The sequence below is a fragment of the Saccharothrix australiensis genome (assembly GCF_003634935.1).
Lineage (GTDB): Bacteria > Actinomycetota > Actinomycetes > Mycobacteriales > Pseudonocardiaceae > Actinosynnema > Actinosynnema australiense.
This window is the reverse complement of the sequence record NZ_RBXO01000001.1, coordinates 7,615,618-7,641,896: the sequence shown is the minus strand read 5'-3', so window position 1 is coordinate 7,641,896 and position 26,279 is coordinate 7,615,618. Positions and strand designations below refer to the sequence as shown.

Below are 26,279 nucleotides of genomic sequence, written 5' to 3'. Positions count from 1 at the left end.
CCAGGCACTTCGCGTAGACCCGCAGGAGAACGGCCACGCTGTGCCTGGCCCACTCGGCTACGCGCGTCGCCTCCACACCCGCGTTGAGCCACGTCAACACGCAGGCGTGACACAAGTCATGCGGACGCCTGGCGACCGGTGACGGTGTCGGCAGTGGCGCGGACGGGTGGTTGGTGGACTGCTGACCGAGGCCAGCGGCTGGGTGCGCCTTCCGCCGCGCCGTCGGACGCTCGGTGTGCCGGACGGCGTCGCCGGTATCCGCCGCAGGGCGGTGCGACCGGGAGTTGATCCGGGTCATGGTCCCGGCAAGAGGTGGGGCCGGCGCGCAAGCGCTTCCTCTCGCTTGCGTGCCGGCCCCGTGTGCAGCATAACCCATCTCGAACGTATGTTCGAGGATTATGCGATCGCGGCTCTGCCCTCGTCGGTCAGCTCCGCGTCCGACCGCTCGTCCAGCCCCACCGCGCGCCGGGCGCGCAGGAGGCCGGCGTGGACCAGGTCGTGGGTCACCATCTGATCGCAGCACGGCAGGCCGTCCACGTACAGGTCCGGTTCCCGACCGCCGGACAGCTGCGCCCTGCCCGCGGCCACCGCCCGCAGCATGGCCTTCGCCCGGCCGGATAGTTCCATCGCAATCGTCATGGCGACCCCCTCGCCTCGTCCTTTCCGTTCGGCCCCTCATCACTAAGGAGGTCGCGACCTGCCGGTTGAGTACCCGCCGAACGGGTGGTAAACGTCGGCGACGGCCGGTTCACCCACCTTGGTGGCCGCGACCGTTCGGGTCACGTCGCCACGCCGACAGGCTGGGCTGTTCAGCCCAGCCGAAGTCCGGCCGACCTCTCGGCGCTGGGAACGGCCCTGCCGCCGTGCGGTGGCCGCGGCGCGGCCGGGCGGCGTCGAGACTCGAACCCATGAGCGAAACCTGGTTCGTCCTGGCCGTCGGTGCCGCCCTCCTCGTCGGCGTCGTCCTCGGCGCGGTCACCCGGCGCTCCGGGTGGCTGCGGCGGACGACCCGGCGGGCAGGCGACGCCGCCGAGCGGGGCCGCCTGCGGGACCTGCTGCACGCCACCGACGACCTGGAGTACGGGCTCAACACGGTGCTCGACTTCGGCCCGCTGTCGAGCACCGAACTCGTCTCCGTCGACCTGCCCGCCAAACTCGACCGGATCGTCCGCACGGGCCTCGTCGACCGCGACACGGCACGCGACCTGCGCGCCCACACCGAGCGCATCGCCCAGCACCCCTACCCCGAACCGCGCGAGCTGCTCACCGCCGTGCGCGAGGACGACGCCTCGGCGTGGCTCGTGCTGCGGGAGGCGGTGGGCAGCGGCGCGGCGCAGCACCAGGCCGCCGCACGGGCCCGCGCGTGCCTGGACGTGATCCGCGACGGGCTGCGTCGCGACCTCGACGTGGGCAGGGATCTGGTGATCGCCTGAGAACGGGCCGGTTGGCCCCGGCACGCAAGAACCGGGTGGTGCCCCAGCCCGCGACAGCGGCGATCCAGCACCGCGAGCTGCGTGGCCGAGAGTCGCGAGCTGCCCACGTGATGGGACGGCCGCTGCCGATCGGGCCCCGCCGATCGGGCCCTACCGGTGGGGCGATCGGGCGCGGCGTCGGCGGGGCATCGACCGGGCGCGGGCGTCGGCGGGTCGGGGTCACGGTTGGGTGCGGGGTCGGTGGGGTGCGGGGTCGGTGGGGCGACGATCGGGCGTCGGTGGGCAACCGGCGGGTCGGCACCACCGCGCTGGCTCATCACCGGGGGCGGCTCATCCCTGGCGGATGGTTCGTTGCTGGCGGGTGGCTCGCCGATGGCGGCTGGCTCATCGCCGGGGTTCAGGGTTGTTGGGCGGGGGTTGACGGGTCGTGGGGACGGGGTGGGGGTGGTTCGCGCGGCTTCCTTTTTTACCGAGTGGGGGTGGCGTGGGTTTCGTACATGTCCGCACCCTGATTCACCCGCTCGTGTTTGGGTGGCCGCTCCCGGCGTCGGTGAAGGGCGGGTGAACTTCTTGGGTTCGCCTGGTGTCACCGATTGAGATCACATCGCCGTGCCGGCGGCACCGTACCGGGCCTCCAAGCGGGGGACCCGGCCCCCGACCGCGCGCCACACCGCCCGACGTGCCGGGCCGGGCTGTTCGCCGTGTGAAGCCACGGCCCGGTGGACGGGTTCGGGCAGGGGTCGGCGGCCCCGGGGAGTGGCTCGCGGGTCGGGGCGTGGTGGTGTCGGCAAGGGGAGCTGAACGTGTGAGCCGTTCCGTTACTTCTCGTGGTAATCGGCTCAACGACCTGCCATTTCGTCGCCCAACCGGGGTACATTGACACCCCTGGAGGGGTCTCGGTTGGTGTTCGGGGCCCCTCAGTCACGTCACGAGCTCGAAGGCCGCGACCCGGCCGACCGCGACGACGGCCGACGAGGAGGCTGGATGTCCGACCACGCGTCGGTCGCGGCGCCGAGCGCGCCGACCCGGTCCACGAATCGCGCGTTCAGCGTGTTCGCGGGCCTGCTCCTCGTGGCGGGCGCCCTGTCCGCCGTCGCCGTCGGCTCCTGGCTGCCCGAACGGGACGACGACAACCTGCTGTGGGCCGGCCCGCTGCTCGTGGTCGGGTTCCTGCTCGCCGAGCAGCTCGCCGTGAACGTGGACGTGCGCAGCGGCGTGGCGTGGACCATCTCGTTCACCGAGATCCCGCTCGTGCTCGGCCTGCTGCTCGCGCCGTTCGAGATCGTGCTCGCCGCGCACGTGGTCGCGGGCGTCGGCACGCTGCTGGGCAGGCGGGTTTTGGACCGCGCCGTCTACAACGCGGGCCTGATGTTCATGGAGATATCCCTCGCCTTCGCGGTGGCCCACCTCGTGACCGGGTTCGTCGGCGAGAACGGGCCGTTCTGGGCGGGCGCGTTCGTCGGCACGATCTCCGTCCCGCTGCTGGCCAGCGTCCTCGGCCTGACCGCGCTGCGGGTGATGGGCAAGGGCATGAGGGTCGCGTCCGGGCTGCGGCTGGTGCTCCAGACGCTCGTCGTGGCGCTGCTGAACACGGCGGCCGGCCTGGCGGGCTACGAGATCGCCTCCAAGGCGCCGTGGGGCGGCCTGCTGATCGCCCTGGTGTTCGCCGGCATCACCGCCATCTACCTCGCGTACTCCGGCCTGCTGCGGGAACAGCGCGACCTGGAGGCGCTGAGCGAGGTGTCGCTGCGCGTCGCCCGGTCCGGGCGGCACGCCACCGGACCGCGCGGCGCGTCGCCGGAGTTCGACGACGGGCAGGCCGAGGAGGACGAGTGGCAGCTGATCGCCGAGCGCATCCGCGAGCAGCTCAACGCCAACCGCGTCGTGTTGCGCCTGCGCACCGACCCGCAGGCCCCGATGCGCACGCTGGTGGCGGGTGAGCCGTTGCCGCCCCGGATGCGCCGTGACGACCCTCGCCAGCTGCGCGAGGACGCCATGCTCCAGCTGCCCGGCTCGCAGGTGCGGTACTTCCGCGTCGTCGACGCCGGTGACGACGTGTCCGACGCGCTGGCCCGCCGCGGCGCGCAGGAGGCGCTGGTGGTGCCGTTGCGCGGCGCGACGCAGCTGCTCGGCGCGGTCGAGGTGCACGACCGGCTCAGCCGGTGGCGCGGTTTCGGCAAGGCCGACCTCCAGCTGCTGCGCACGCTCGCCAGCCACCTGTCCACCGCCGTGGACAACCGGCGGCTGCTCGCCCGGCTCCGCCACGACGCCTACCACGACCCGCTGACGGGCCTGCTGAACCGGCCGGGCTTCCGGGAGGCGGCCAGCGAGCCGATGCGCGAGGCGACCACGGCCGTGGTCGTGCGGATCGACCTCGACGTGCTGTCGACGGTGTCCGACGCGCTGGGGCAGGCGTGGGGCAACCGGATGGTGGTGGCGGCCGGTCGACGCCTGCGCGACGAACTCGGTCCCGAGGTGCCGCTGGCCCGGTTGGAGGGTGGCGCGTTCGCGGCGCTGCTGCTTGACCGGCAGGCCGAGCGCATCCAGGAGATCGCCGAGCGCCTGCGCTCCGCCCTGTCCGTGCCCTACCCCGTCGACCGGCTCACCGTCGAAGCGGGTGCGGTCGCCGGGTGGGCGTCCACGGCGAACTGCGAGCTGGAGGACCCCGACCCGGACGCGTTGTTGCAGCGGGCGGATGTGGCGGTGCGGGCGACCTCGGAGGGTGATCCGCTGCGGGCGTACGCGCCGTCGATGGGGCAGATCTTCCTGCGCCGGTTCCAGTTGGTGACGCAGTTCCGGTCGGCGTTGGAGTCGGGGCAGGTGTCGGTGCACTACCAGCCGAAGGTGGCGTTGCCGAGCCGTCAGGTGATCGGGGCGGAGGCGTTGGTGCGGTGGCGGCACCCGGAGTTCGGGCGGGTGGACCCCGACGAGTTCGTGCCGGCGGTGGAGGCGACCGGGCTGGTGGACGTGTTGACCGACTTCGTGTTGGACAGGGCGTTGGAGCGGGTGCGCCGGTGGGTGGACCGGGGGTTGCGGATGTCGATCGCGGTGAACCTGTCGGTGCGGACGTTGGCGGACGAGGAGTTCCCGGACCGGGTGGGGGCGGCGTTGCGCCGGCACGGGGTGCCGCCGGAGTTGTTGACCTTCGAGTTGACCGAGTCGGGGGTGATGGCGGACCCGGAGCGGGCGTTGCCGGTGTTGCGGCGGTTGCACGCGATGGGGGTGGTGCTGGCGGTGGACGACTTCGGCACGGGGTATTCGTCGTTGGCCTACCTGCGGCAGTTGCCGGTGGACGAGGTGAAGATCGACAAGTCGTTCGTGCTGGGCATGGGCACCGACCTGGGTGACATGGCGGTGGTGCGCTCGATCGTCGAGCTGGGTCACTCGCTGGGGTTGACCGTGGTGGCCGAGGGGGTGGAGGACGACGCCGCGCGCGACCAGCTGGTGTCGATGGGCTGCGACGTGGCCCAGGGCTACCTCATCTCCCGACCGCTGTCCGAGGAGCGCTTCGACGCCTGGCTGCGCGCGCGGACCGTGCAGGTCAGGGGTGCCCGCGATGAGACGGTGCTCACCTTGGTGCACTGATCGGGCCCCCCGATTTCACTCCTGCGGGGAGGTTGTGTAGAGTTCCCCTCGCTCCGCAAGGAACGCAAGAGCAAGCCCCTTTAGCTCAGTCGGCAGAGCGTCTCCATGGTAAGGAGAAGGTCTACGGTTCGATTCCGTAAAGGGGCTCCACGACTTGGCCGCGGTGCACAGGCATCGCGGCCGTGTTGTGTGAAGCGGTGTAGCTCAGTTGGTAGAGCAAGCGGCTCATAATCGCTGTGTCGCCGGTTCAAGTCCGGCCACCGCTACGCGAGTGGGTGAGCTGTGCCCGCGGAGAGCGCGGGCCGGCTCGCTCCGCATCACACCGGGGGCGCAGCCCCCGGGCCCCGCCCGGGGGGCGAAGCCCCCCGGACCCCCGGCTGGGTGCGGGTGGGCGGGGTGAAGTAGCAGGACGTGCGGGGCGTAGGCTTCGCGGTGTTACTGGCGACTCGGCTCGCATCGAGGTCGTCTCCGAATCCCCGCCAGGCGGTAAGCCCGCACTGGATGCACCGGGGCACGTGCGCTCTAGGAAGGCAAGGACCGTGGCTGCAACCGACGTACGCCCGAAGATCACCCTCGCGTGCGAGGAGTGCAAGCACCGGAACTACATCACCAGGAAGAACCGGCGCAACGACCCGGACCGCCTGGAGATCAAGAAGTTCTGCCCGAACTGCAAGACCCACCGGGCGCACAAGGAAACCCGCTGAGGTTGCCCCCGAGCCCGTGCCCGAGGCCCGTCCCCGACCAGGGGGCGGGCCTCGTCGCGTAACCTGCTCCGGTGCCCCTCGACCAGTCGTTCACCGGACGCGTGTACCCGCCGTCGCCGCCCTACGAGGTGGGCCGCGAGAAGATCCGCGAGTTCGCCGACGCGGTCGGCGCGACGAGCCCGCTGCACCGCGACGCCGAGGCCGCCCGCGCCGCGGGCTACCGGGACGTCATCGCGCCGCCCACGTTCGCCGTCATCGTGTCGCTCAAGGCGAACGACGTGCTGGTCGAGGACCCGGAACTGGGCTTGGACTACAGCCGGGTCGTGCACGGCGACCAGTCCTTCGTCCACCACCGCCCCATCACCGCGGGCGACCGGCTCGTGGTCGAGCTGCACGTGGACGGCATCACCTCGCGGATGGGCAACGACATGCTCGCCCTCCGCGCCGAGATCAGCACCGAAGAGGGCGAGCGGGTGACCACCGGGCGCTGCACGCTCGTGGTCCGGGGGGAGGACGCGTGATCCGCGCCGCAGACGTGTCGGTGGGCGACGAGCTGCCGCCGCTGACCATCCGCATCACCCGCGCCGACCTGGTCCGGTACGCCGGCGCGTCCGGCGACTTCAACCCGATCCACTGGAGCGAGCGCTTCGCCACCGGCGTCGGCCTGCCGGGCGTCATCGCGCACGGGATGCTGACGATGGGCCTCGCCGGCCGGATCGTCACCGAGTGGGCGGGCGACCCCGGCGCGGTCGTCGAGTACGGCGTGCGGTTCGGGCGGCCCGTCCCGGTGCCCGACGACGACGAGGGCGCGCTCGTGGAGGTGACCGGCAAGGTCACCAAGGTCCTGGAGGACGGGACGTTCAAGGTCAACGTGACGGCCGCGTTCGAGGGGAAGTCCGTGCTGGGCGGCGCGTCCGCCCGCGTGCGGCTCGCGCGCTAGCGGCCGGCGCCTGCGCTCGGGCGGGTGCGGAGCTCCGCCCGAGCGGGCGCGGGTCAGAAGTTCGAGCAGCTCGCGAGCACGAACGCCCCGGTGGCGGTCGCGGTCTTCTTCTCCACGCCGTCGACGCTGATCCGGCAGGTCACGGTGCCGCCCTCGGCGCCGGTCATCGCGGTCAGGGTGCCTCCGCTGAGGAAGCCCTTCACGGTCAGCTCCTTGGTCCACGGGAGGCTCGTCGCGTCCTCCTTGCTGGTGGCGCTGCCGCCGTCGCTGTAGGTCGTGTAGGTCACCGCCGCCTTCGGCGCGTCGCCGCTGATCTCGTAGACGACCCGCGACTCCTTGTTCGCCTCGCGCTCCAGGTCGTCGAGGGTCCGCGCGGCGTCGCTCGCGGCCTTCCCGAAGAACGCGGCCCACAGGGCGCACACGGCCAGGCCGGCGGCGGACAGCACCACGCCCGCCACGGCGATGCCCTTGTTGGTCGCCCGGCCGCGGCTCGCCCGCGCGACGCCCAGCGCGCCCAGGACGAGGCCCAGGACGACCAGCGGCCACGCCACGAGGCCGATCACGGGCAGGAAGGCGGCCGGCAGGCCCAGGAGGCCGAGCACGAGACCCGCGGTGCCGAGCCCGTTGCGCGGAGGGGTGGGCGCGGCGTGCTGGGGGTGGTGCGTCGTCGGTGGTTGGGGTAAGGCCATATGCGCTCCTCACGGGGTGCGGCTCGGCGAGCCGGGTGATCGGAGCATCGAACGATCCCGTGGTCCGGTTACCGGTCGTCACCCGAACGTGTCCAAAAACGACGAAAGGCGCCCCGTGGGGACGCCTTTCGTGATGGACTGTCGGGTTCTGGCGCGACCCGTTCGACTACCCCTCGACCTCGCCCAGCAGCTCGGCGATCCGCGCGACGCCGGTCTTCAGGTCGTCGTCGCCCAGGGCGTACGACAGGCGGAGGTAGCCCGGCGTGCCGAACGCCTCGCCCGGCACCACCGCGACCTCGGCGTGCTCCAGGATGAGCGCCGCCAGCTGCACGGTGTCGGTGATCGTCGTGCCGCGGAGCGACTTGCCGATCAGCGCCTTCACCGACGGGTACACGTAGAAGGCGCCCTTCGGCGTCGGGCACGTCACGCCGGGGATCGCGGACAGCATGTCCACGATGGTCCGCCGCCGCCGGTCGAACGCCGCCCGCATCGCGTGCGCGGCGTCGAGCGGGCCGGACACGGCCTCCAGCGCCGCGCGCTGCGACACGTTCGCCACGTTCGAGGTCAGGTGCGACTGGAGGTTCGCGGCGGCCTTCACGACGTCGGTCGGGCCGATCAGCCAGCCCACCCGCCAGCCGGTCATCGCGTAGGTCTTCGCCACGCCGTTGAGCACGATCGTCCGGTCCGCCATCGCGGGCACCGCCACGGGCAGCGACACCGCCTCGGCGCCGTCGTAGACCAGGTGCTCGTAGATCTCGTCGGAGATGACCCACAGGCCGTGCTCCAGCGCCCACTCGCCGATCGCGGTGATCTGCTCGCGGCTGTGCACCGCGCCGGTCGGGTTGGACGGCGAGCACAGCAGCAGGACCTTGGTCCGCGGCGTCCGCGCCGCCTCCAGCTGCTCGACGGTGACCAGGTAGTCGGTCGCCTCGTCCGCCGTGACCTGCACCGGGACGCCACCCGCGAGGGTGATCGCCTCGGGGTAGGTGGTCCAGTACGGCGCGGGCAGCAGCACCTCGTCACCGGGGTCCAGGACGGTGGCGAACGCCTGGTAGACGGCCTGCTTGCCGCCGTTGGTGATCAGCACCTGCGCGGCGGTCACGGCGTACCCGGAGTCGCGCAGCGTCTTCGCGGCTACGGCTTCCCGCAGCTCGGGCAGGCCCGCGGCGGGCGTGTACCGGTGGTTCCTCGGATCGGCGCACGCGGCCTGAGCAGCGGCGACGACGGCGTCCGGGGTCGGGAAGTCGGGCTCGCCCGCACCGAAGCCGATCACCGGCCGCCCGGCCGCCTTCAGCGCCTTCGCCTTCGCGTCCACCGCGAGCGTCGCGGACTCGGCGATGCCGCCGATCCGCTTCGAGATCCGGGGGAAGTCGGAGGTGCCGGGGGCGGAGGTCGTCTCAGGTGAGGCCATGCGACAATCGTGGCAGACGGCACAACCGGGATCGCCCTCGGCACCCCCTCTGACCGGGCCGGTTGGAAGGAGGGGTACCCCGTGCCGTATGCTTCAGGTCCGAGAACGTCCAGCCGCTGCCTCACGGGCCACGTGAGGAGGGTGCAAGACGGCCTCAGCCAGGGCACCTCCACCGCGGGGTGTCAAAGGGGTGTAGCTCAACTGGCAGAGCAGCGGTCTCCAAAACCGCAGGTTGCAGGTTCAAGTCCTGTCGCCCCTGCGTCGAAGCGCGATGGTGAGCGGAGGACGGCATGAGCGAGGGCCGCGAGCAGGACCAGCCGGAAGAGCGCGAGAGCGCGGCCCGGCCGGTCACCGCCGCTGCACGCCGCGAGCGCCGCGGCTCCGTGCGCCCGGCGGGTCGCAAGGACTCCGCCGCACGTCCCGCCGAGGCCAAGAAGTCGGCCGAGGCCGACTCCGACGCCTCGGAGGGCAAGAAGGGTCGCCCCACGCGCGCCAGGGGCGACCAGGAGAAGCGGCCGGGCTTCTTCGCCCGGATCGTCCGCTACATCCGTGAGGTGGTCAGCGAGCTGCGGAAGGTCATCTGGCCGACCCGCAAGCAGATGGTCACCTACACCTCGGTCGTGTTGGTCTTCGTGGCCTTCATGGTGGCCTTGGTGTTCGGCCTGGATTCGGCCTTCGCCTGGGGCGTGTTCAAGGTGTTCGCCTAGAGTCGAACACCCGCCGCCGCCTTCGGGGCGCGGTCGGAGCACGTGATGCATGAAAGGAAGCGAGACCCACAGTGACCTCCGAGAACGGCGTTGACGCCCAGGAGCTGACCGACCTGACCGACGGGCAGGACCTCGACGGTGGCGTCGAGGACGTCGAGCAGGACGAGGCGACGGAGGACACCGCGGAGTCCGCGTCCGCTGCCGAGCCCGTCGACGCCGAGCCCTCCTCGGCCGACGTCGAGCCCGCCGCCGCCGACGACGAGGGCGCCGCCGCCGACGACGAGGGCGCGGACGAGGACGTCGTCGTCGACGAGACGCCGATCGACGCCGAGCCCGCCGACCCGGCCGCCGAGATGCGCGAGGCCCTGCGGCACGCGCCCGGCGACTGGTACGTCGTGCACTCGTACGCCGGGTACGAGAACAAGGTCAAGACGAACCTCGAGACGCGCATCCAGACGCTCGACATGGAGGACTACATCTTCCAGGTCGAGGTGCCGACCGAGGAAGTCACCGAGATCAAGAACGGCCAGCGCAAGCAGGTCCAGCGGAAGGTGCTGCCCGGCTACATCCTGGTCCGGATGGAGCTCAACGACGCCTCGTGGAGCGCGGTGCGCAACACGCCCGGCGTGACCGGCTTCGTGGGCGCGACGTCCAAGCCGTCGCCGCTGACCCTCGACGAGGTGCTGAAGTTCCTGCTGCCCCAGGTCGAGCGCGAGAAGCCGGCCGCGGGCAAGAAGGCCAGCGCCGCGCCGGTCAAGGCGACCGTCGAGGTCGACTTCGAGGTGGGCGAGTCGGTCACCGTCATGGACGGCCCGTTCGCCACGCTGCCCGCGACGATCAGCGAGGTCAACGCGGACGGCCAGAAGCTGAAGGTCCTGGTGTCGATCTTCGGCCGCGAGACTCCGGTCGAGTTGTCGTTCAGCCAGGTCTCCAAGATCTGATCGGTTGCTACTGCGTAGGAACCGGCAGCCACGCTGCGGCTGGCAGGGCCGCGCGCGGACACCGCAATAACAGGAAGCACTGAGATGCCACCCAAGAAGAAGAAGCTCGCAGCGATCATCAAGCTGCAGATCAAGGCCGGGGCCGCGAACCCCGCGCCGCCCGTTGGTCCCGCGCTGGGTCAGCACGGCGTCAACATCATGGAGTTCTGCAAGGCGTACAACGCGGCGACCGAGTCGCAGCGCGGCACCGTGGTGCCCGTCGAGATCTCCGTGTACGAGGACCGCTCGTTCGACTTCAAGCTCAAGACGCCGCCGGCGGCGAAGCTGCTGCTGAAGGCCGCGGGCGTGGAGAAGGGCTCCGGCGAGCCGCACCGCAACAAGGTCGCCAAGGTGACGATGGACCAGGTGCGCGAGATCGCGCAGACCAAGATGGTCGACCTCAACGCCAACGACGTGGACCAGGCGGCGAAGATCATCGCCGGCACGGCCCGCTCGATGGGCATCACGGTCGAAGGCTGATCTTTCTCTCAGTAGTCGTGGGAGAGCCACGCGCTGGCTCAGTCACCACAACTGATCCACCATTAAGGACAGAAGCATGAAGCGCAGCAAGGCGTACAAGAACGCTGCTGAGCTGGTTGACCGGGAGCGGCTCTACTCGCCGCTGGAGGCAGCCAAGCTCGCCAAGGAGACGTCCAAGGTGAAGCTGGACGCGACCGTCGAGGTCGCCATCCGGCTCGGCGTCGACCCGCGCAAGGCCGACCAGATGGTCCGCGGCACCGTGAACCTGCCGCACGGTACGGGCAAGACCGCCCGCGTGATCGTCTTCGCGACCGGTGACAAGGCCGCCGAGGCCGAGGCCGCCGGTGCGGACGCGGTCGGCTCCGAGGACCTGATCGAGCGCATCCAGGGTGGCTGGCTCGACTTCGACGCCGCGATCGCGACGCCCGACCAGATGGCGAAGGTCGGCCGCATCGCCCGCATCCTCGGCCCGCGCGGCCTGATGCCGAACCCGAAGACCGGCACCGTGACGCCCGACGTCACCAAGGCCGTGACGGACATCAAGGGCGGTAAGATCAACTTCCGCGTCGACAAGCAGGCCAACCTGCACCTCGTCATCGGCAAGGTGTCGTTCGACCCGGAGAAGCTGGTCGAGAACTACGCCGCGGCGCTGGACGAGATCCTGCGGGCCAAGCCGTCGGCGGCGAAGGGCCGGTACCTGAAGAAGGTCACGGTGTCCACGACGATGGGCCCCGGCATCCCGGTCGACCCGAACCGCACGCGCAACCTGCTCACCGACGAGGCCGCGGTCTGATCGCGGTTTCCCGGAGCTGACGCGGAGCCCCCGGCCCTTCGTGGGTCGGGGGCTCCGTCGTTCGTGCAGTGGCCTGGATCAGCCGGTGAGGCAGTCGGCGGGCTCCGCCTCGTAGCCGGTGATCACCCAGGTGCGGTTCTCCTGCATGGTGAGGACGAACCGGCCGAGCCGCGGACCGCCCGTCACCTGGAGCTTGCACGAACTCACCTCGACGGTGCCGCCTTCGGGCGTGGTCCTCATGTCGGCCGGGAAGCCGGGCTGGCGGTACTGCGCGCCATTGGTGACCTGGCCGGACAGCTGGTGGATCGCGGACTCGCAGTCCTTCGCGCCGAACGCCCGCGTGAACGCCTGCTCGGCCTTGTCCTCGCTGAACAGCAGGCAGGCGCGGCCCGCGTCGTCGTTGATGACGTGCTTGTAGAACAGGGCGACCGTCCCCTGGAGCCCGTACGGGGTCTGCGGCGCGATGACGTTCCCCTTGTCGCCGCCGCTGTCCACCGCCACCTCGCTGGGGCTCGGACCGCCGAAGTACCGCTCGTAGAAGTAGGACGCGACGAGCAGCACCACCGCGAGGTAGACCAGGCGGCGGAAGAACTTGCTGCGCAGCAGGACCATCCACAGCGCCCTGCGGCGGCGAGCGGCGGGTGCCGCCGGGGGAGGCGCGGCCGGTGGACCGAAGGGGAGCGGCGGCCGGCCCGGTGGCGGCTGACCGACCGGTAGCGCCGGGTGACCGGGTGGCGCGGACTGGTCGAACCGCGCGGGCTGCGCGTCCTGGGCGGGACGGGCCGGCTCGTCGGGCAGGGCGAGTCCACCCGGTGCGGGCCGGCCGGTGGGGGACTGGCCAGGTGGCAGGGCGGCCGGTGTGGTGCCTTGGGCCTGCTGGAAGCGCTGGAACTCCTGGAACCGTTGGAACTCCTGGAACTGCCTCAGCTGTTCCGGGTCGATGTCCGGTGGTGGCGGCGGGTTCCTCGGTGGCTCTTCGGTCACGGGTCACATCATGCCGATTTGGGCGCCGGGTCGGCCATCGGCTAGCATGGTGCGGAGTTCCACCGAAGACCGCTGGTCTTCCCGTGCCCTCCGGGGCGTGGGAACGAAGGGTTCGCACGGCGAACGGCCCGCGCAGGAGGACGAGGTTCGCGAGGCGCTTGCGCGCCTGTTCGCCCCGTGCTGCTGTGCGCCGGGGCGTTTTTCATGCCCTCTCTTCGGCCGGCCGGTGGTCACCCACAGCCCAGAGAGGAGGCGATCATGGCGAAGCCCAGCAAGGTCTCGGCCGTCGCCGAGCTCACGGACAAGTTCCGCGGTAGCTCGGCCGCTGTCGTCACCGAGTACCGTGGCCTCTCCATGGCGCAGCTCACGACGCTGCGTCGCGCTCTCGGCGCGGGCACCACGTACACCGTCGCGAAGAACACGCTGGTCAAGCTGGCCGCTCAGGACGCGGGCATCGAAGGTCTGGACGACCTGCTCGTCGGTCCGACCGCCATCGCCTTCGTCGAAGGCGAGCCGGTCGACGCGGCCAAGGCGCTGCGTGACTTCGCGAAGGACAACAAGGCCCTGGTCATCAAGGGCGGCTACATGGAAGGCCGCTCCCTCACGGTCGACGAGGTCACCCGCATCGCGGACCTCGAATCCCGCGAGGTGCTGCTCGCCAAGCTGGCGGGCGCGATGAAGGGCAACCTGGCCAAGGCCGCGGGTCTGTTCAACGCCCCGGCTTCCCAGGTCGCCCGCCTGGCCGCTGCCCTGCAGGAGAAGAAGGCCGCGGAGGCGCCTGCCGCCGCCGAGGCCGACGCTCCGGCCGAAAGCTGATCACCCGACACACTCCGCGTCCCGGCCGCAGTTCGGGCGTTGAAAGAAAGGACCGCCGATCATGGCGAAGCTCAGCACCGAAGAGCTGCTCGACGCGTTCAAGGAGATGACCCTCCTTGAGCTGACGGCCTTCGTGAAGGAGTTCGAGGACACCTTCGAGGTCACCGCCGCGGCGCCCGTCGCCGTTGCCGCCGCCCCGGCCGCCGGTGGCGGCGCTGCCCCCGCCGAGGAGGAGAAGGACGAGTTCACCGTCGTCCTCGAGGGCGCCGGCGACAAGAAGATCCAGGTCATCAAGGTCGTCCGCGAGGTCGTCTCGGGCCTGGGCCTGAAGGAGGCCAAGGAGCTCGTCGAGTCCGCTCCGAAGCCGCTGCTGGAGAACGTCGCGAAGGACGTCGCGGACGCCGCCAAGGAGAAGCTGGAAGCGGCCGGCGCCAAGATCTCGCTCAAGTGATCCTCGCGCCCTTGGGGCGCTGGATCGGTTGAAGGATCGATCCGAAGAGGGCGGGCACCCCGTGTGGGGGTGCCCGCCCTCTTCGCGTTGAGCGCGGGGTGGGTGGGGTGGGGTTCAGGTCGAGATCGAAAAGCGTGGAGAGCGTCCTCGCGGACGGGCCGGCCGCCGAGGATGACACGCTCGGGTGGGGTTCGTGGGGTGTGGTTGGGGTGGGTTGAGCCAACTGGGGAGTAACCACGGTGCTACGGGCTCGTTGCACGGGTGTGGCGTCCTGTGATCGGGGCGTGCTCCTGGGGTGACGGCGGTGGCCTGGAGGTGCGATGGGCGTCGAGGTGGTCGTCGAGGGCCTCACCAAGTCGTTCGGCCGGCAGACCATCTGGCGGGACGTCACGCTCACCCTTCCGCCGGGCGAGGTCAGCGTCATGCTCGGCCCCTCCGGCACCGGCAAGTCCGTCTTCCTCAAGTCGCTGGTCGGGTTGCTGAAGCCCGAGCGCGGCAGGATCGTGATCAACGGCACCGACCTCGTGCGGTGCTCCGAGCGCAGGTTGTACGAGATCCGGAAGCTGTTCGGCGTCCTGTTCCAGGACGGCGCGCTGTTCGGCTCGATGAACCTGTTCGACAACGTCGCCTTCCCCCTGCGCGAGCACACCCGCAAGACCGAGGCCGAGGTGCGGCGCATCGTCCTCGAGAAGATGGAGATGGTCGGGCTCGTCGGCGCGGAGAAGAAGCTGCCCGGTGAGATCTCCGGCGGTATGCGCAAGCGGGCCGGGTTGGCTCGCGCGCTGGTGCTCGACCCCGAGATCATCCTGTGCGACGAGCCGGACTCCGGGCTCGACCCGGTGCGCACCGCCTACCTGTCGCAGTTGCTGATCGACCTGAACGCGCAGGTCGACGCGACGATCCTGATCGTCACCCACAACATCACGGTGGCCCGGACGGTGCCGGACAACCTCGGCATGTTGTTCCGCCGCGAGCTGGTCGTGTTCGGGCCGCGCGAGGTGCTGCTGACCAGTGACGAGCCGGTGGTGGAGCAGTTCCTCAACGGTCGTCGGATCGGGCCCATCGGCATGTCCGAGGAGAAGGACCAGGCCACGATGGCGGCCGAGCTGGCGCACCGGGACGCCGGTCACTCGGACGGGTCGCCGGACGGTGACGTGCGCGGTGTCGTGCCGCAGTTGGAGCCCACGCCCGGTCTGCCGCCGCGCGGCGCCGTCCGCCGGCGCAAGGACCGCGTCATGGGCATCATCCACACCCTGCCGCCGGACGCGCAGCAGGGCATCATCGCGAGCCTCACGCCGGACGAGCGGCGGCACTACCGGGTGTCGGCCGGGCCGGTGGCGGTGCCCGACGCCCGCCGCGCGCCCAGTCCCAGTCCCCGGCCCCGGCCGGGTGGTGTGCGGTGAGCGCGCCCGCCACCTTCCCCGGCGCGGGCGCCCTGCGGGAGACCGGCCGGATGTTCGCGCTGGGCGTCGACGTCGCCCGCAACGCGTTCCGGCGGCCGTTCCAGGTGCGCGAGTTCGTCCAGCAGTGCTGGTTCGTGGTCAGCGTGACGGTGCTGCCGACGGCCCTCGTGTCGATCCCGTTCGGCGCGGTCATCGCGTTGCAGATCGGGTCGCTGACGCGGCAGATCGGCGCGCAGTCGTTCACCGGCGCGGCGAGCGTGCTGGCGATCATCCAGCAGGCCAGCCCGATCGTGACGGCGCTGCTGATCGCAGGCGCGGGCGGGTCCGCGATCTGCGCCGACCTCGGGTCGCGGAAGATCCGCGAGGAGATCGACGCGATGGAGGTGCTCGGCGTCTCGCCGGTCCAGCGCCTCGTGGTGCCGAGGGTGCTGGCCGCGATGCTGGTGTCCGTCCTGCTCAACGGCATGGTCAGCGTCGTCGGCGTGCTGGGCGGCTACTTCTTCAACGTGATCCTCCAGGACGGCACGCCCGGCGCGTACCTGGCGAGCTTCTCGGCCCTCGCGCAACTGCCCGACCTGTGGATCTCCGAGATCAAGGCGCTGGTCTTCGGGTTCCTCGCGGGCATCGTGGCCGCCTACCGGGGCCTCAACCCGGCGGGCGGGCCGAAGGGCGTCGGCGACGCCGTGAACCAGGCCGTCGTCATCACGTTCCTGCTGCTGTTCTTCGTGAACTTCGTGCTCACCACGATCTACCTCCAGGTCGTCCCGGCGAAGGGGAGCTGAGGTGGCCGGGATCAAGGAGCGCCTGCGCGGAGCGGCCAACGCGCCGCTGTCGGTGCTGGACGTGCTCGGCGACCAGCTGTGGTTCTACCTGCGCGCCCTGGCCTGGACGCCGCGCACGCTGCGCCGCTACCTCCGGGAGACGCTGCGGCTGCTGGCCGAGGTGAGCTTCGGGTCCGGCGCGCTCGCCGTCATCGGCGGCACGATCGGCGTGATGGTCGGCCTGTCGGTGTTCACCGGCACGGTGGTCGGCCTCCAGGGCTTCACCGCCCTGAACCAGATCGGCACGTCGGCGTTCGCCGGGTTCGTGTCGGCCTACTTCAACACCCGCGAGATCGCGCCGCTGGTGGCCGGGCTCGCCCTGTCGGCGACGGTCGGCTCGGGCTTCACGGCGCAGCTCGGCGCGATGCGGATCTCGGAGGAGATCGACGCGCTGGAGGTGATGGGCGTGCCCAGCCTGCCGTTCCTCGTCACGACCCGGATCATCGCGGGCTTCGTCGCGATCATCCCGCTGTACGTGATCGGCCTGCTGACCTCGTACCTGGCCGCCCGCGTCATCACGGTCGAGTTCTACGGCCAGTCGGCGGGCACCTACGACCACTACTTCACGCTGTTCCTGCCACCGGTGGACGTGCTCTGGTCGTTCGGCAAGGTGCTCGTGTTCTCCGTGGTGATCATCCTGACGCACTGCTACTACGGCTACCGCGCGAGCGGAGGCCCGGCGGGGGTCGGTGTCGCGGTCGGCCGGGCCGTGCGCACCGCCATCGTCACCACGAGCCTGCTCGACTTCTTCCTGAGCTTGGCGATCTGGGGCACCACGACGACGGTGAGGATCGCCGGATGATCCGCGGACGACTCCTCGGCGTCGCGTTCCTCGCGGTGATCGCCCTCTTCCTCAGCCTCACCGTGGCGCTCTACCAGGACGCCTTCACCGAGGTCGTGACGGTGACGCTGAAGACCGACCGGGTGGGCAACCAGCTCCTGGTCGACTCGGACGTGAAGGTGCGCGGCATGGTCGTCGGCGAGGTCAGGCAGGTCCGGACCACCGGGGACGGCGCGGAGCTGGCGCTGGCGCTGCGACCCGACCAGGTCGAGCACATCCCCGGCAACGTGTCGGCGCGCCTGCTGCCGAAGACGCTGTTCGGCGAGCGCTACGTGAGCCTCGTGCCGCCGCCCGACCCGGTGGACCACCTGACCGACGGCGACGTCATCGAGCAGGACCGCTCCAGCGGCGCGGTCGAGCTGGAGCGCGTGCTGGACGACCTGCTGCCGGTGCTGCGGGCCGTGCAGCCGGAGAAGCTGGCCACCACGCTGACCGCCGTGTCGCAGGCGCTGGAGAACCGCGGCGGGCAGCTGGGCGACACGCTCGTGCGCCTCGACTCCTACCTGGGCGAGCTGAACCCCGAGCTGCCCCGGCTCAAGGAGGGCATCAGCCGGCTCGCGGACGTCTCGGCCGTCTACGCCGACGCCGCCCCCGACCTCGCGCAGGCCCTCGACGACGCCACCGCCACCAGCCGCACGCTGGTCGACCAGCGCGAGCGGCTGTCGGCCATGTACGGCGCGCTGACCACGACGTCGGTCGACCTGGCCGGCTTCCTCGCGGTCAACCGGAACAACCTGATCCGGCTCGCGGACGTGTCGCGGCCGACGCTGGAGCTGCTCGCGAAGTACGCGCCCGAGTACCCGTGCCTGCTCAAGGGCCTCACCGAGTTCAAGCCGATCATGGACCAGGTGTTCGGCAAGGGCACCGACGAGCCCGGCCTGCACATCACGCTGGAGGTCACCGGCAACCGCGGCAAGTACGAGCCGGGCAGGGACGAGCCCGAGTACGCGGACAAGCGCGGGCCGCGCTGCTACGACATCGTGCCGCGGCCCGACCCGTTCCCGCAGTACCCGCCGGAGGGCCCGGTGCGGGACGGCTCGACCCCGCCGCCGCCGGCGCGGTCCGCGCACGACGGCGTCCTGCCGCCGGCGACGGGGTTCGCCGGGATGGCCGGCGCCACGCCGTCGTCCGGCGGGTACCCGCCGCCGTCGTTGGCGAACTCGCCGGGCGAGCAGGACTTCCTCGCCGCGCTGCTCGCGCCGGAGCTCGGCGTCGCGCGGGCGGAGGTGCCGAGCTTCACGGCCCTGCTGCTGGGCCCGCTGTACCGCGGCGCGGAGGTGACGGTGTGAGGTCGCTCGTCGCGCCGCTGGTCAAGCTGGCCGTCTTCGCCACCGTCACGGTCCTGGCGACGGCGCTGCTCGCGGTGACCATCTCGAACACCGGCTTCACCGGCACGTCCTCCTACACGGCGCGGTTCACCGACGTGACCGCCCTGAACGAGGGCGACGACATCCGCATCGCGGGCGTCCGGGTCGGCCAGGTGGAGGACGTCCGAGTGGTGGAGCGCCGGCTCGCGGAGGTGGAGTTCACCGTCGACGGCGAGCGCAGCCTGCCCCGGTCGGTGACCGCGACGATCAAGTACCGCAACCTCGTCGGCCAGCGGTACGTCGCGCTGGAGCACGGCGTCGGCGACGCGTCGCCGCTGCGGCCCGGCGACGTGATCCCGCTGGAGCGCACCCGGCCGGCGCTGGACCTGACCGTGCTGTTCAACGGGTTCAAGCCGCTGTTCCAAGCGCTGGACCCGGACGACGTGAACCAGCTGTCGAACGAGATCGTCCAGGTGCTCCAGGGCGAGGGCGGCACGATCGACGGCCTGCTGCGGCACACCGCCTCGCTGACCTCGACGCTGGCCGCGCGGGATCGGGTGATCGGCGAGGTCGTGACCAACCTGAACACCGTCCTGGACACCGTGAACAGCCGGACGGACCAGGTGTCGACGCTGGTCGCGACGCTCCAGGAGCTGACCGCGGGCCTCGCGGGCGACCGGCAGCCGATCGGCGAGGCGATCAGCGCCCTCGGCGACCTGACCGGCGCCACCGCGGGCCTGCTGGCCGAGTCCCGGCAGCCGCTCAAGGACGACATCGCCGACCTCGGCCTGGTGTCGCGGACGCTGGCCGACCACGAGGCCGTCGTGGAGGGCGTCCTCCAGCGCCTGCCGACCAAGCTGGAGTCGATGGCGCGCACCGCCTCCTACGGCTCGTGGTTCAACTTCTACCTGTGCGAGGCCACCGGGCAGCTCACCGTGCCGCCGGTCGTCAGCGACCCCGTCCCGGTCACGGCGCTGCCCGTCACGCAAGCGAGGTGCCGCCCGTGACGAGGACACCGCGGAACCCCATCCGGACCGGCGTGGTCGGCCTGACCGTGATCGCGCTGCTGCTGCTCGCCGCGTTCCACTCCGACGACCTGCCGATCATCGGCGGCGGCACGACGTACTCGGCGGAGTTCACCGAGGCGGCGGGCCTGGTGCCGACCAACGAGGTGCGGGTCGCGGGCGTGAAGGTCGGCAAGGTGACCGACGTCGGGCTGGCCGGCGACAGGGTGCTGGTGACCTTCCGGGTCAAGGACGCCTGGCTGGGCGACCGGTCCACGGCCGCGATCCGCGTCAAGACGCTGCTCGGCCAGAAGTTCCTGGCGCTGGACCCGCGGGGCGCGGAACCGCTGGACCCCGGCACGCCGATACCGCGCGACCGCACGCTGTCCCCGTACGACGTGCAGGAGGCGTTCAACGGCCTGGCCACCACGGTCGGGCAGCTCGACACCGGGCAGCTCGCGCACAGCTTCCAGGTGCTGTCGGAGACCTTCCGGGGCTCGGCCGACAGCGTGCGCGGCGCGCTCGACGGCCTGTCCGCGCTGTCCAGGACGATCTCCTCGCGCGACGAGCAGCTCGCGCGCCTGCTGGGCAACACCCGGCAGCTCACCGAGACCCTGGCCGACCGCAACGAGCAGTTCGAGAAGCTGCTGGCGGACGGGAACCTGCTGCTCGGCGAGCTGCGCAAGCGCAGGGACGCGATCGGTGCGCTGCTCACCGGCACCCGCGCGCTGTCGCGGGAGCTGTCCGGGCTGGTCGAGGACAACACCGCGCAGCTCAGGCCGGCGTTGGAGCAGCTGGACCGGGTGACCGCGCTGCTCCAGCGCAACCAGGACGCGCTCGACCGGGGGCTCGCGCTGATGGGCCCCTTCTACCGGGTGTTCGCGAACACCCTGGGCAACGGCCGGTGGTTCGACGTCTACATCTGCGGACTGCTGCCGCCGGCGGTGGACCTCGGCGTGGTGGGCTTCACCGAGGAGGGCTGCCTGCCGCCCGGCGTGCAGCGCACGGCTCCGTCGGGAGGTGGGCGATGACCGGTGACGCGAGGCGGAACCTCGGGCGGGTGTCGGCGCTCGCGTGCGTGGTCGGGCTCGTCGCCGCGGTGGCGATGTGGTGGGCGTTCGCCGACGTGAACAGCCGTCGGGTGACCGCGCTGTTCGGCGCGGCCGTGGGCGTGTACCCCGGCTCGGACGTGCGGGTGCTGGGCGTGCGGATCGGCGTCGTCGAGGACGTGGAGCCGCAGGGCGCGCAGGTCCGGGTCACCCTGTCGATCGACCGCACGGTGCCGGTGCCCGCCGACGCGCAGGCGGTCGTGGTCGCGCCCAGCGTGGTCTCCGACCGCTACGTGCAGCTCGCGCCCGTCTACACCGGCGGCCCGAGCCTGGGCGACAACGCCGTGATCCCGCGCGAGCGCACCGCCACGCCCGTGGAGCTGGACGAGCTGTACGCGAGCCTGGACCGGCTGACCACCGCGCTCGGCCCGAACGGCGCGAACCGGGAGGGCGCGCTGTCCGAGCTGCTCGACTCCGCCGCGCGGGGCCTCGACGGCAACGGCAAGGCCCTCGGCGACGCCGTCAGGCAGCTCGGCGACGCCACCCGCACGCTGTCCGGCTCGCGGGACGACCTGTTCGGCACGGTCGACAACCTCCAGCGGTTCACCGGCATGCTGGCCGCGAACGACGGCCAGGTCCGCGACGTCAACCGGCAGCTCGCCGAGGTCGCCGGGTTCCTCGCCGACGAGCGCGAGAACCTGGCGGGCGCGCTGACCGAGCTGGCCGCCGCGCTGGACCGGGTCCGGGGCTTCGTCGAGGACAACCGCGCGGCGCTCAAGTCGAACGTCGACAAGCTCACCGGCATCACGCAGGTCCTGGTCGACCAGCGCGCGGCGCTGGCCGAGACGCTGGACGTCGCCCCGCTCGCGCTGGGCAACCTCCAGAACGCCTACAACGCGGCGTCCGGCACGCTCGACACCCGCGCCGACATCAACGAGCTGAACCAGCCGCCGATCGTGCTGGTGTGCAAGCTGGTCCAGTCGCTCGAACCCGGCCGGGTGCCGCTGCCGCTCGCGCAGGCGTGCCGGCAGCTCGAACCGGTCCTGTCCGGCGCGGTGCCGCTGAAGACGCCCGCCGAGGTGGTCGGCGACCTGTCGCAGGGCAAGCTGCCGCTGCCCCTGCCGCTCGCGGGGGTGCCCCGGTGAGGAAGCGCCTGCTCGTCCCGGTGACCGCCGCGGCCCTGCTCCTGGCGGGGTGCGGCTCGGGCGGTTTCGACGGCATCCACACCGTGCCGCTGCCCGGCGGCGCGGACCTGGGCGACCACCCGTACTCGGTGCGCGTCCGCTTCCAGGACGTGCTGGACCTCGTGCCGCAGGCGGGCGTCAAGGTCAACGACGTGCCGGTCGGCCGGGTGGACCGGATCGACCTGGCCGCCGACGGGTGGACCGCCGAGGTGACGGTCCTGGTCAACGGCGGTGTGCGGCTGCCCGCGAACGCCGTCGCCCGGCTGCGCCAGTCCGCGCTGCTCGGCGAGAAGTACGTGGAGCTGGCCGCGCCCGCCGAGGGCCGGGCGGAGGGCGCGCTCACCGACGGCGCGACCATCCCGGTCGAGCGGACCGACCGCAACCCCGAGGTGGAGGAGGTCCTCGGCGCGCTGTCGATGCTGCTCAACGGCGGCGGCATCGGCCGGGCGCAGGACATCAGCCGCGAGCTGAACGCCGCGCTGGAGGGCAACGAGCCCGCGGTCCGCTCCCTGCTGGCCAACCTCAAGACGCTGGTCGGCGAGCTGGACGGGCACCGGACCGAGATCACCAGGGCGCTGGACGGCCTCAACCGCCTCGGCGGCGCGCTCGGCGCGCAGCGCGAGCGGATCACCGGCGTGCTGGACGGCCTGGAGCCGGGCCTGCGGGTGCTCGCCGAGCAGCGCACCCAGCTGGTCACCCTGCTCCAGTCGCTGGACGCGCTGTCCGACGTCGCCGTGGACACGGTGCGCCGGTCGAAGGACGACCTCGTGGCGGACCTGAGGGCGCTGGCCCCGACGCTGCGGCGGCTGGCGGAGGCGGGCGCGAACCTGCCCAACGCGCTGGAGCTGCTGGCCACCTACCCGTTCCCGGACTCGGCGCTCGACGGCATCAAGGGCGACTACACCAACCTGTACGTCGACCTCGACCTGGACCTGGGCACGGTCGTGGACAACCTGGGCCGGTCCCGGCAGAGCCCGCTGCCCGCGCTGCCCGGCATCGACGGCACCGCGCCGTCCCTGCCGCTGCCGCTGCCCAACCACCCGCTGCCGGGCGTCGGCGCGGACACCGGGCTCGGCGACCTGCTCGGCGGGCTCCTGGGAGGTGGTCGGCGGTGATCCCCGGTCGGGTGAAGCTCCGGATCGCCGCGTTCGCGCTGATCGCGCTGCTCGGCGTGAGCTACGCGGGCGCGCGGTACGCGGGCCTCGGCAGGCTGGTCGGTCCGGCCGGCTACGTGGTGACCCTTCAGCTCGCCGACTCCGGCGGGGTGTTCACCAACGCCGAGGTCACCTACCGGGGCGTCGCCGTGGGCCGGGTCGGGCAGCTGCGCCTGACGGCCGACGGCCTGGACGTCGACCTGGACATCGACCCCGCCGCGCCCCGCATCCCGGCCGACCTGGAGGCCGTGGTCGCGAACCGGTCGGCGGTGGGCGAGCAGTTCGTCGACCTGCGCCCGCGCGGCGACGGCGGCCCGTACCTGGCGGCGGGCTCGGTCATCCCGAGGTCCGCGACCAGGACTCCGCCCCCGGTCGACGGCCTGCTGACCAACCTGGACGCGTTCGCGAAGTCGGTGCCCACCGACTCGCTGCGCACCGTCGTGGACGAGCTGGACCTGGCGTTCAACGGCGCGGGCCCCGATCTCCAGGTGCTGCTGGACAACACCCGCGCGTTCACCGAGGCCGCCACCCGGCACCTGCCGCAGACGAAGGCGCTGCTCGACGACGGGCTGGTGGTGCTCAACACGCAGGCGGCCCAGGGCAGCGCCATCCGCGCGTTCAGCGCCGACCTGAAGGTCCTGGCCGAGCAGCTGCGGAAGTCCGACGGCGACCTGCGGCAGCTCATCGGCGTCTCACCGCGGGCGGCCGAGCAGCTCTCGGCGCTGCTCCGCGAGACCGGGCCCAACCTGGGCGTCGTCCTGGCGAACCTGCTGACCACCGGCGACATCCTCGTGACCAGGCTGGACGGCCTGGAGCAGATCGCCGTCACCTACCCCCTCGTCGTGGGCGGCGGCTTCAGCGTGGCGAAGGGCGACGGCACCGGCGCCCACTTCGGGCTGGCCGTGAACGTCTTCGACCCGCCCCCGTGCACCGCGGGCTACGAGGGCACCCGCATCCGCCAGGGCACCGACACCACTCACGAGCCCTTGAACACCCGGGCGTACTGCGCGTTGGCGCGCGGTAGCGCCACCGCCGTCCGCGGGGCGCAGAACGCGCCTTACGGCGGCACACCCACGACGCCGATCGGTGACGAGACGTCCCAGCCGGGACGGGAGCCGTCCGGTCAGCGGGCCGAGGCCCCGGTCCTCACCGACCTCGGCCAGCTTCTCGGGCTGCCGGGCTGAGTTGGAGGACACCGTGCGAGGTCTTTTCCTGCCGATCGCGGCCGGCCTGGCCGTGCTGGCCGCCGGGTACGCGCTCTGGGCCGGCGTGTCCTGGTGGAACTCGACGACGAACGACTCGGTGGCGTTCTCCAGGGAACGCGAGGAGGTGCTGCGCGTGGGCCAGGTCGGCATCGCGAACTTCACGACCCTGGACTACCGGAAGGTCGACGAGGACCTGAACCGCTGGCTCGACTCGGCCACGGGCGAACTGCGCGCCGAGATCGAGACCGGTCGCGACAGCAGGCGCAAGCAGATCACGGACGCCAGGACGGTGACCGTCAGCCGGGTGCTGGACGCGGCGGTCACGGAGCTGGACGCGCGGGCGGGCAAAGCCCACGTGATAGCCGTCGTGGAGACCACGGTCACCCCCGACGGCGGCCAGTCGGTGCGCAAGGTCAACCGCTACCGGACCGACCTGACCCGCACCGACGCCGGCTGGAAGCTCAACGCGCTGGGGCCGGTCGCGGCCGGCGGCGCGTGACGAGGATTTTGGAGCAGCCCGTGCCCCCGACCCGCCGCCGCCCCGTGCCCACCACCCCGACCGGTCGCGTCCGGGTGGCCGGCCTGCGCAAGCGCGCCGACCACCCGACCCCGCCCACGAGGCGGGACCCGCTCCCGAAGCCCGTCGAAGGACCCGCGCCGGACCAGGCCCCCGCGCCCGACGCGGAGCAGACCGACCCACCACCGCCCTCCACCGAGGCCACGACCGACAGCGCCGACACGACCGACACCCCGACACCCCGCCCGACCCCGACACCCCGCCCGACCCCGACACCACGCGCCAAGGACGCCACGACGTCGACCGCGGTCGCCCTGCCCGTCGCCCTGGTGCTGCTCGCGCTGGCGCTCGTGGCCGGCGGCGTCTGGCTCCAGGGCCGGGCGGGCGAGACGAAGTACAACCGCGCGCTCGTCGACAGCGCCGGGACGACGGAGGTAGCGGGACAGGTGCGGGAGGCCGTGGAAAAGGCGTTCTCCTACAACTTCACCGACGTGAAGGCCACCGAGGCCGCCGCGGGCGAACTGCTCACCGGCAAGGCGAAGTGCCAGTACGACGCCATCTTCGGCCCGGTGCGGACGCTGGCCCCGGAGCAGAAGCTGGTGGTCACGGTGAAGGCCGTCGCCAGCGGCGTGACGAGCCTGGACGACAACCGGGCCACCGTCCTGCTCTTCCTCGACCAGGTCACCACCCGCACGACGGACAACCAGAGCGGCGGCGGCATCGCCATGATGAGGGCGGCGGCCCAGAAGTCCGAGGGCCGCTGGAAGGTGGACAACATGGAGATGTTCGGCCGAACCGATGGCCAATCGGCAGAACTGGCGAAGTGCAACTGACCCAAGACACCCCGCACACCCTCGCCCTTGGACCCGCCCACCCCCGGGCACACCTCGGTCGGGCTGCGTGTCATCCCCGTACGGCCTGCCCGCAGGGCAACCACGCTCGTCAGAGGGGCGCAAGCACGCTTCACCGCTTGCGCCCCTCTGACGAGCGTGGTGGTCTTTGACAGGTCGTACGGGGATGGCACGCAGCCAAAGCTTTTCAAGCTTCGAAGAAGCTTGAAAAGCTTGCAAAGCTTCGAAGAAGCTTTGCCCCCATCCTCGGTGGCCTGCCCAGCGGCGAGCGCCCTTCTTTTCCGCTTTGACCCGCTAAAACCGAAGAACTTCCGCGCGGAAGGCACCCGCACAAGCTTTAAAGAAGCGCTCGCCGCTGGGCAGACCTCCGGGGAGGAAAAGCTTTAAAGGCGTCGTGTTCTCCCCGCATGACCTGTCAAAGACCACCACATTTGTCGAGGGGGTGCAAGCGGTGAAGCGTGCTTGCACCCCCTCGACAAATGTGGTTGCCCTGCGGGCAGGCCATACGGGGAGAACACGAGACCAGAGGTCTGTGCTGCGCGTGCGGTGGGGCTGGGTCTGGGTCGGTGCGTGGTGGTGCGCCTCGCCGTGCGCGCTGTGTCACGGCACGCGCACGGCCCGGAACCTGTGTGTTCGCGGCCACCTCGCCCGCCCCGGACCCCGTCCCGGACCCCGCTCCAGGTCCGCTCCGGCACCCGCCGCGCGCCCCGCCGACCCCTCGTCACTATGATCATGGCCCGCAGCTCGCCCAGGCGCCCGCAAGGGGCGCGGCGACCCGCTCGCAACCGCCACTGACAGTGATGTCGGTCACACTTTCAGCGCGGTCACCGAGCGGAGCCGCCGGGCCCGTCCTTCGGGCAACGAACCGCCGCCAACAGTTCACTGTGGCCCACAACCGTGTAATTCCGCAGGTCAGGGCGGTAACGCCGAGTGAACCCGGCTTGCGCCACGAGGGTGATCGCCGCGTGGC

26 protein-coding genes and 3 tRNA genes are annotated in these 26,279 nt (G+C 71.6%); 25 read left to right on the top strand and 4 right to left on the bottom strand.

Annotated elements, in window-relative coordinates:
* Positions 1-396 precede the first annotated feature (396 nt).
* Complete coding sequence (locus C8E97_RS32660) at positions 397-639, bottom strand: hypothetical protein (protein WP_121010016.1); 243 nt, start codon at positions 637-639, stop codon at positions 397-399.
* Positions 640-908: 269 nt separating this feature from the next.
* Between C8E97_RS32660 and C8E97_RS32655 the strand changes: the two genes are divergently transcribed.
* From C8E97_RS32655 to C8E97_RS32625, 7 genes are all read left to right on the top strand, one after another.
* Positions 909-1,433, top strand: a complete 525-nt coding sequence (locus C8E97_RS32655; protein ID WP_121010013.1) for a hypothetical protein — start codon at positions 909-911, stop codon at positions 1,431-1,433.
* A 984-nt stretch (positions 1,434-2,417) separates the two neighbouring features.
* A complete protein-coding gene (locus tag C8E97_RS32650; RefSeq protein WP_121010010.1) occupies positions 2,418-5,018 on the top strand; it encodes a putative bifunctional diguanylate cyclase/phosphodiesterase in 2,601 nt (866 codons plus the stop codon).
* Positions 5,019-5,092: 74 nt separating this feature from the next.
* Positions 5,093-5,168: transfer RNA gene (locus C8E97_RS32645), tRNA-Thr, on the top strand.
* Positions 5,169-5,211: 43 nt separating this feature from the next.
* A tRNA-Met gene (locus C8E97_RS32640) sits at positions 5,212-5,284 on the top strand.
* A 273-nt stretch (positions 5,285-5,557) separates the two neighbouring features.
* Entirely contained in the window at positions 5,558-5,722 is a 165-nt protein-coding gene (rpmG, locus tag C8E97_RS32635) for a 50S ribosomal protein L33 (RefSeq protein WP_015105301.1), read from the top strand.
* Between the two features lie 71 nt (positions 5,723-5,793).
* The gene (locus C8E97_RS32630; protein ID WP_121010007.1) at positions 5,794-6,243 is read left to right on the top strand and encodes a MaoC family dehydratase N-terminal domain-containing protein; all 450 of its coding nucleotides are present in this window, start codon (positions 5,794-5,796) and stop codon (positions 6,241-6,243) included.
* The gene (locus C8E97_RS32625) at positions 6,240-6,662 is read left to right on the top strand and encodes a MaoC family dehydratase (RefSeq protein ID WP_121010004.1); all 423 of its coding nucleotides are present in this window, start codon (positions 6,240-6,242) and stop codon (positions 6,660-6,662) included. Before C8E97_RS32630 ends, C8E97_RS32625 begins: the two co-directional genes overlap by 4 nt.
* Before the next feature lie 53 nt (positions 6,663-6,715).
* Here the strand turns inward: C8E97_RS32625 and C8E97_RS32620 are convergent, their stop codons facing one another.
* Together C8E97_RS32620 and C8E97_RS32615 are read right to left on the bottom strand one after the other, a co-directional pair.
* Positions 6,716-7,351, bottom strand: coding sequence for an MmpS family transport accessory protein (locus C8E97_RS32620; RefSeq protein ID WP_121010001.1), 636 nt, complete (start codon positions 7,349-7,351; stop codon positions 6,716-6,718).
* 166 nt (positions 7,352-7,517) lie between these two features.
* The gene (locus C8E97_RS32615) at positions 7,518-8,762 is read right to left on the bottom strand and encodes a pyridoxal phosphate-dependent aminotransferase (protein ID WP_121009998.1); all 1,245 of its coding nucleotides are present in this window, start codon (positions 8,760-8,762) and stop codon (positions 7,518-7,520) included.
* A gap of 186 nt (positions 8,763-8,948) precedes the next feature.
* Between C8E97_RS32615 and C8E97_RS32610 the strand changes: the two genes are divergently transcribed.
* From C8E97_RS32610 to rplA, 5 genes are all read left to right on the top strand, one after another.
* Positions 8,949-9,021 (top strand) — tRNA-Trp (locus C8E97_RS32610).
* Positions 9,022-9,052: 31 nt separating this feature from the next.
* The gene (gene secE / locus C8E97_RS32605) at positions 9,053-9,469 is read left to right on the top strand and encodes a preprotein translocase subunit SecE (protein ID WP_121009995.1); all 417 of its coding nucleotides are present in this window, start codon (positions 9,053-9,055) and stop codon (positions 9,467-9,469) included.
* 71 nt (positions 9,470-9,540) lie between these two features.
* On the top strand, positions 9,541-10,410 hold the full coding sequence (gene nusG, locus C8E97_RS32600; protein ID WP_121009992.1) for a transcription termination/antitermination protein NusG: 870 nt from the start codon (positions 9,541-9,543) through the stop codon (positions 10,408-10,410).
* An 84-nt stretch (positions 10,411-10,494) separates the two neighbouring features.
* Entirely contained in the window at positions 10,495-10,929 is a 435-nt protein-coding gene (rplK, locus tag C8E97_RS32595; RefSeq protein ID WP_121009989.1) for a 50S ribosomal protein L11, read from the top strand.
* A 76-nt stretch (positions 10,930-11,005) separates the two neighbouring features.
* The gene (rplA, locus tag C8E97_RS32590; RefSeq protein ID WP_121009986.1) at positions 11,006-11,722 is read left to right on the top strand and encodes a 50S ribosomal protein L1; all 717 of its coding nucleotides are present in this window, start codon (positions 11,006-11,008) and stop codon (positions 11,720-11,722) included.
* Between the two features lie 78 nt (positions 11,723-11,800).
* Here the strand turns inward: rplA and C8E97_RS35045 are convergent, their stop codons facing one another.
* Positions 11,801-12,706, bottom strand: coding sequence for a hypothetical protein (locus C8E97_RS35045; protein WP_170212059.1), 906 nt, complete (start codon positions 12,704-12,706; stop codon positions 11,801-11,803).
* Between the two features lie 258 nt (positions 12,707-12,964).
* Here C8E97_RS35045 and rplJ point away from each other — a divergent pair, with 258 nt between their 5' ends.
* From rplJ to C8E97_RS32520, 13 genes are all read left to right on the top strand, one after another.
* A complete protein-coding gene (rplJ, locus tag C8E97_RS32580) occupies positions 12,965-13,522 on the top strand; it encodes a 50S ribosomal protein L10 (protein ID WP_121009980.1) in 558 nt (185 codons plus the stop codon).
* Positions 13,523-13,583: 61 nt separating this feature from the next.
* Positions 13,584-13,973 (top strand): 50S ribosomal protein L7/L12, encoded by a 390-nt coding sequence (gene rplL, locus C8E97_RS32575; protein WP_121009977.1) that lies wholly within the window; start codon positions 13,584-13,586, stop codon positions 13,971-13,973.
* Positions 13,974-14,293: 320 nt separating this feature from the next.
* Positions 14,294-15,376 (top strand): ABC transporter ATP-binding protein, encoded by a 1,083-nt coding sequence (locus C8E97_RS32570; protein WP_121009974.1) that lies wholly within the window; start codon positions 14,294-14,296, stop codon positions 15,374-15,376.
* Positions 15,377-15,426: 50 nt separating this feature from the next.
* Entirely contained in the window at positions 15,427-16,158 is a 732-nt protein-coding gene (locus C8E97_RS32565; protein WP_246019452.1) for an MlaE family ABC transporter permease, read from the top strand.
* Position 16,159: 1 nt separating this feature from the next.
* A complete protein-coding gene (locus C8E97_RS32560; RefSeq protein WP_121009968.1) occupies positions 16,160-16,999 on the top strand; it encodes an MlaE family ABC transporter permease in 840 nt (279 codons plus the stop codon).
* A complete protein-coding gene (locus C8E97_RS32555) occupies positions 16,996-18,327 on the top strand; it encodes an MCE family protein (protein WP_121009965.1) in 1,332 nt (443 codons plus the stop codon). Before C8E97_RS32560 ends, C8E97_RS32555 begins: the two co-directional genes overlap by 4 nt.
* Positions 18,324-19,352: an MCE family protein gene (locus C8E97_RS32550; protein WP_121009961.1), complete on the top strand. Its 1,029-nt coding sequence runs from the start codon at positions 18,324-18,326 to the stop codon at positions 19,350-19,352. Before C8E97_RS32555 ends, C8E97_RS32550 begins: the two co-directional genes overlap by 4 nt.
* Positions 19,349-20,380, top strand: coding sequence for an MCE family protein (locus tag C8E97_RS32545; protein ID WP_121009958.1), 1,032 nt, complete (start codon positions 19,349-19,351; stop codon positions 20,378-20,380). The genes C8E97_RS32550 and C8E97_RS32545 overlap by 4 nt, the downstream gene beginning before the upstream one ends.
* Entirely contained in the window at positions 20,377-21,543 is a 1,167-nt protein-coding gene (locus C8E97_RS32540) for an MCE family protein (protein WP_121009955.1), read from the top strand. The genes C8E97_RS32545 and C8E97_RS32540 overlap by 4 nt, the downstream gene beginning before the upstream one ends.
* Positions 21,540-22,697 carry an MCE family protein gene (locus C8E97_RS32535; RefSeq protein WP_121009952.1) on the top strand — a complete coding sequence of 386 codons (1,158 nt, stop codon included), beginning with the start codon at positions 21,540-21,542 and terminating at the stop codon, positions 22,695-22,697. The genes C8E97_RS32540 and C8E97_RS32535 overlap by 4 nt, the downstream gene beginning before the upstream one ends.
* The gene (locus tag C8E97_RS32530) at positions 22,694-23,920 is read left to right on the top strand and encodes an MCE family protein (RefSeq protein WP_121009949.1); all 1,227 of its coding nucleotides are present in this window, start codon (positions 22,694-22,696) and stop codon (positions 23,918-23,920) included. Before C8E97_RS32535 ends, C8E97_RS32530 begins: the two co-directional genes overlap by 4 nt.
* A gap of 13 nt (positions 23,921-23,933) precedes the next feature.
* Positions 23,934-24,440 (top strand): nuclear transport factor 2 family protein, encoded by a 507-nt coding sequence (locus tag C8E97_RS32525; protein ID WP_170212058.1) that lies wholly within the window; start codon positions 23,934-23,936, stop codon positions 24,438-24,440.
* Positions 24,441-24,460: 20 nt separating this feature from the next.
* Positions 24,461-25,291, top strand: coding sequence for a hypothetical protein (locus C8E97_RS32520; RefSeq protein WP_147455294.1), 831 nt, complete (start codon positions 24,461-24,463; stop codon positions 25,289-25,291).
* Positions 25,292-26,279 lie beyond the last annotated feature (988 nt).

Coding starts and splice junctions, on each gene's coding strand:
- C8E97_RS32540 (WP_121009955.1), top strand. CDS start 20,377: ATGACCGGTGACGCGAGGCGGAACCTCGGGCGGGTGTCGGCGCTCGCG.
- C8E97_RS32565 (WP_246019452.1), top strand. CDS start 15,427: ATGTTCGCGCTGGGCGTCGACGTCGCCCGCAACGCGTTCCGGCGGCCG.
- rplA (WP_121009986.1), top strand. CDS start 11,006: ATGAAGCGCAGCAAGGCGTACAAGAACGCTGCTGAGCTGGTTGACCGG.
- C8E97_RS32555 (WP_121009965.1), top strand. CDS start 16,996: ATGATCCGCGGACGACTCCTCGGCGTCGCGTTCCTCGCGGTGATCGCC.
- rplK (WP_121009989.1), top strand. CDS start 10,495: ATGCCACCCAAGAAGAAGAAGCTCGCAGCGATCATCAAGCTGCAGATC.
- C8E97_RS32650 (WP_121010010.1), top strand. CDS start 2,418: ATGTCCGACCACGCGTCGGTCGCGGCGCCGAGCGCGCCGACCCGGTCC.
- rplL (WP_121009977.1), top strand. CDS start 13,584: ATGGCGAAGCTCAGCACCGAAGAGCTGCTCGACGCGTTCAAGGAGATG.
- rplJ (WP_121009980.1), top strand. CDS start 12,965: ATGGCGAAGCCCAGCAAGGTCTCGGCCGTCGCCGAGCTCACGGACAAG.
- C8E97_RS32655 (WP_121010013.1), top strand. CDS start 909: ATGAGCGAAACCTGGTTCGTCCTGGCCGTCGGTGCCGCCCTCCTCGTC.
- C8E97_RS32620 (WP_121010001.1), bottom strand. CDS start 7,351: ATGGCCTTACCCCAACCACCGACGACGCACCACCCCCAGCACGCCGCG.
- secE (WP_121009995.1), top strand. CDS start 9,053: ATGAGCGAGGGCCGCGAGCAGGACCAGCCGGAAGAGCGCGAGAGCGCG.
- C8E97_RS32615 (WP_121009998.1), bottom strand. CDS start 8,762: ATGGCCTCACCTGAGACGACCTCCGCCCCCGGCACCTCCGACTTCCCC.
- C8E97_RS32660 (WP_121010016.1), bottom strand. CDS start 639: ATGACGATTGCGATGGAACTATCCGGCCGGGCGAAGGCCATGCTGCGG.
- C8E97_RS32570 (WP_121009974.1), top strand. CDS start 14,294: ATGGGCGTCGAGGTGGTCGTCGAGGGCCTCACCAAGTCGTTCGGCCGG.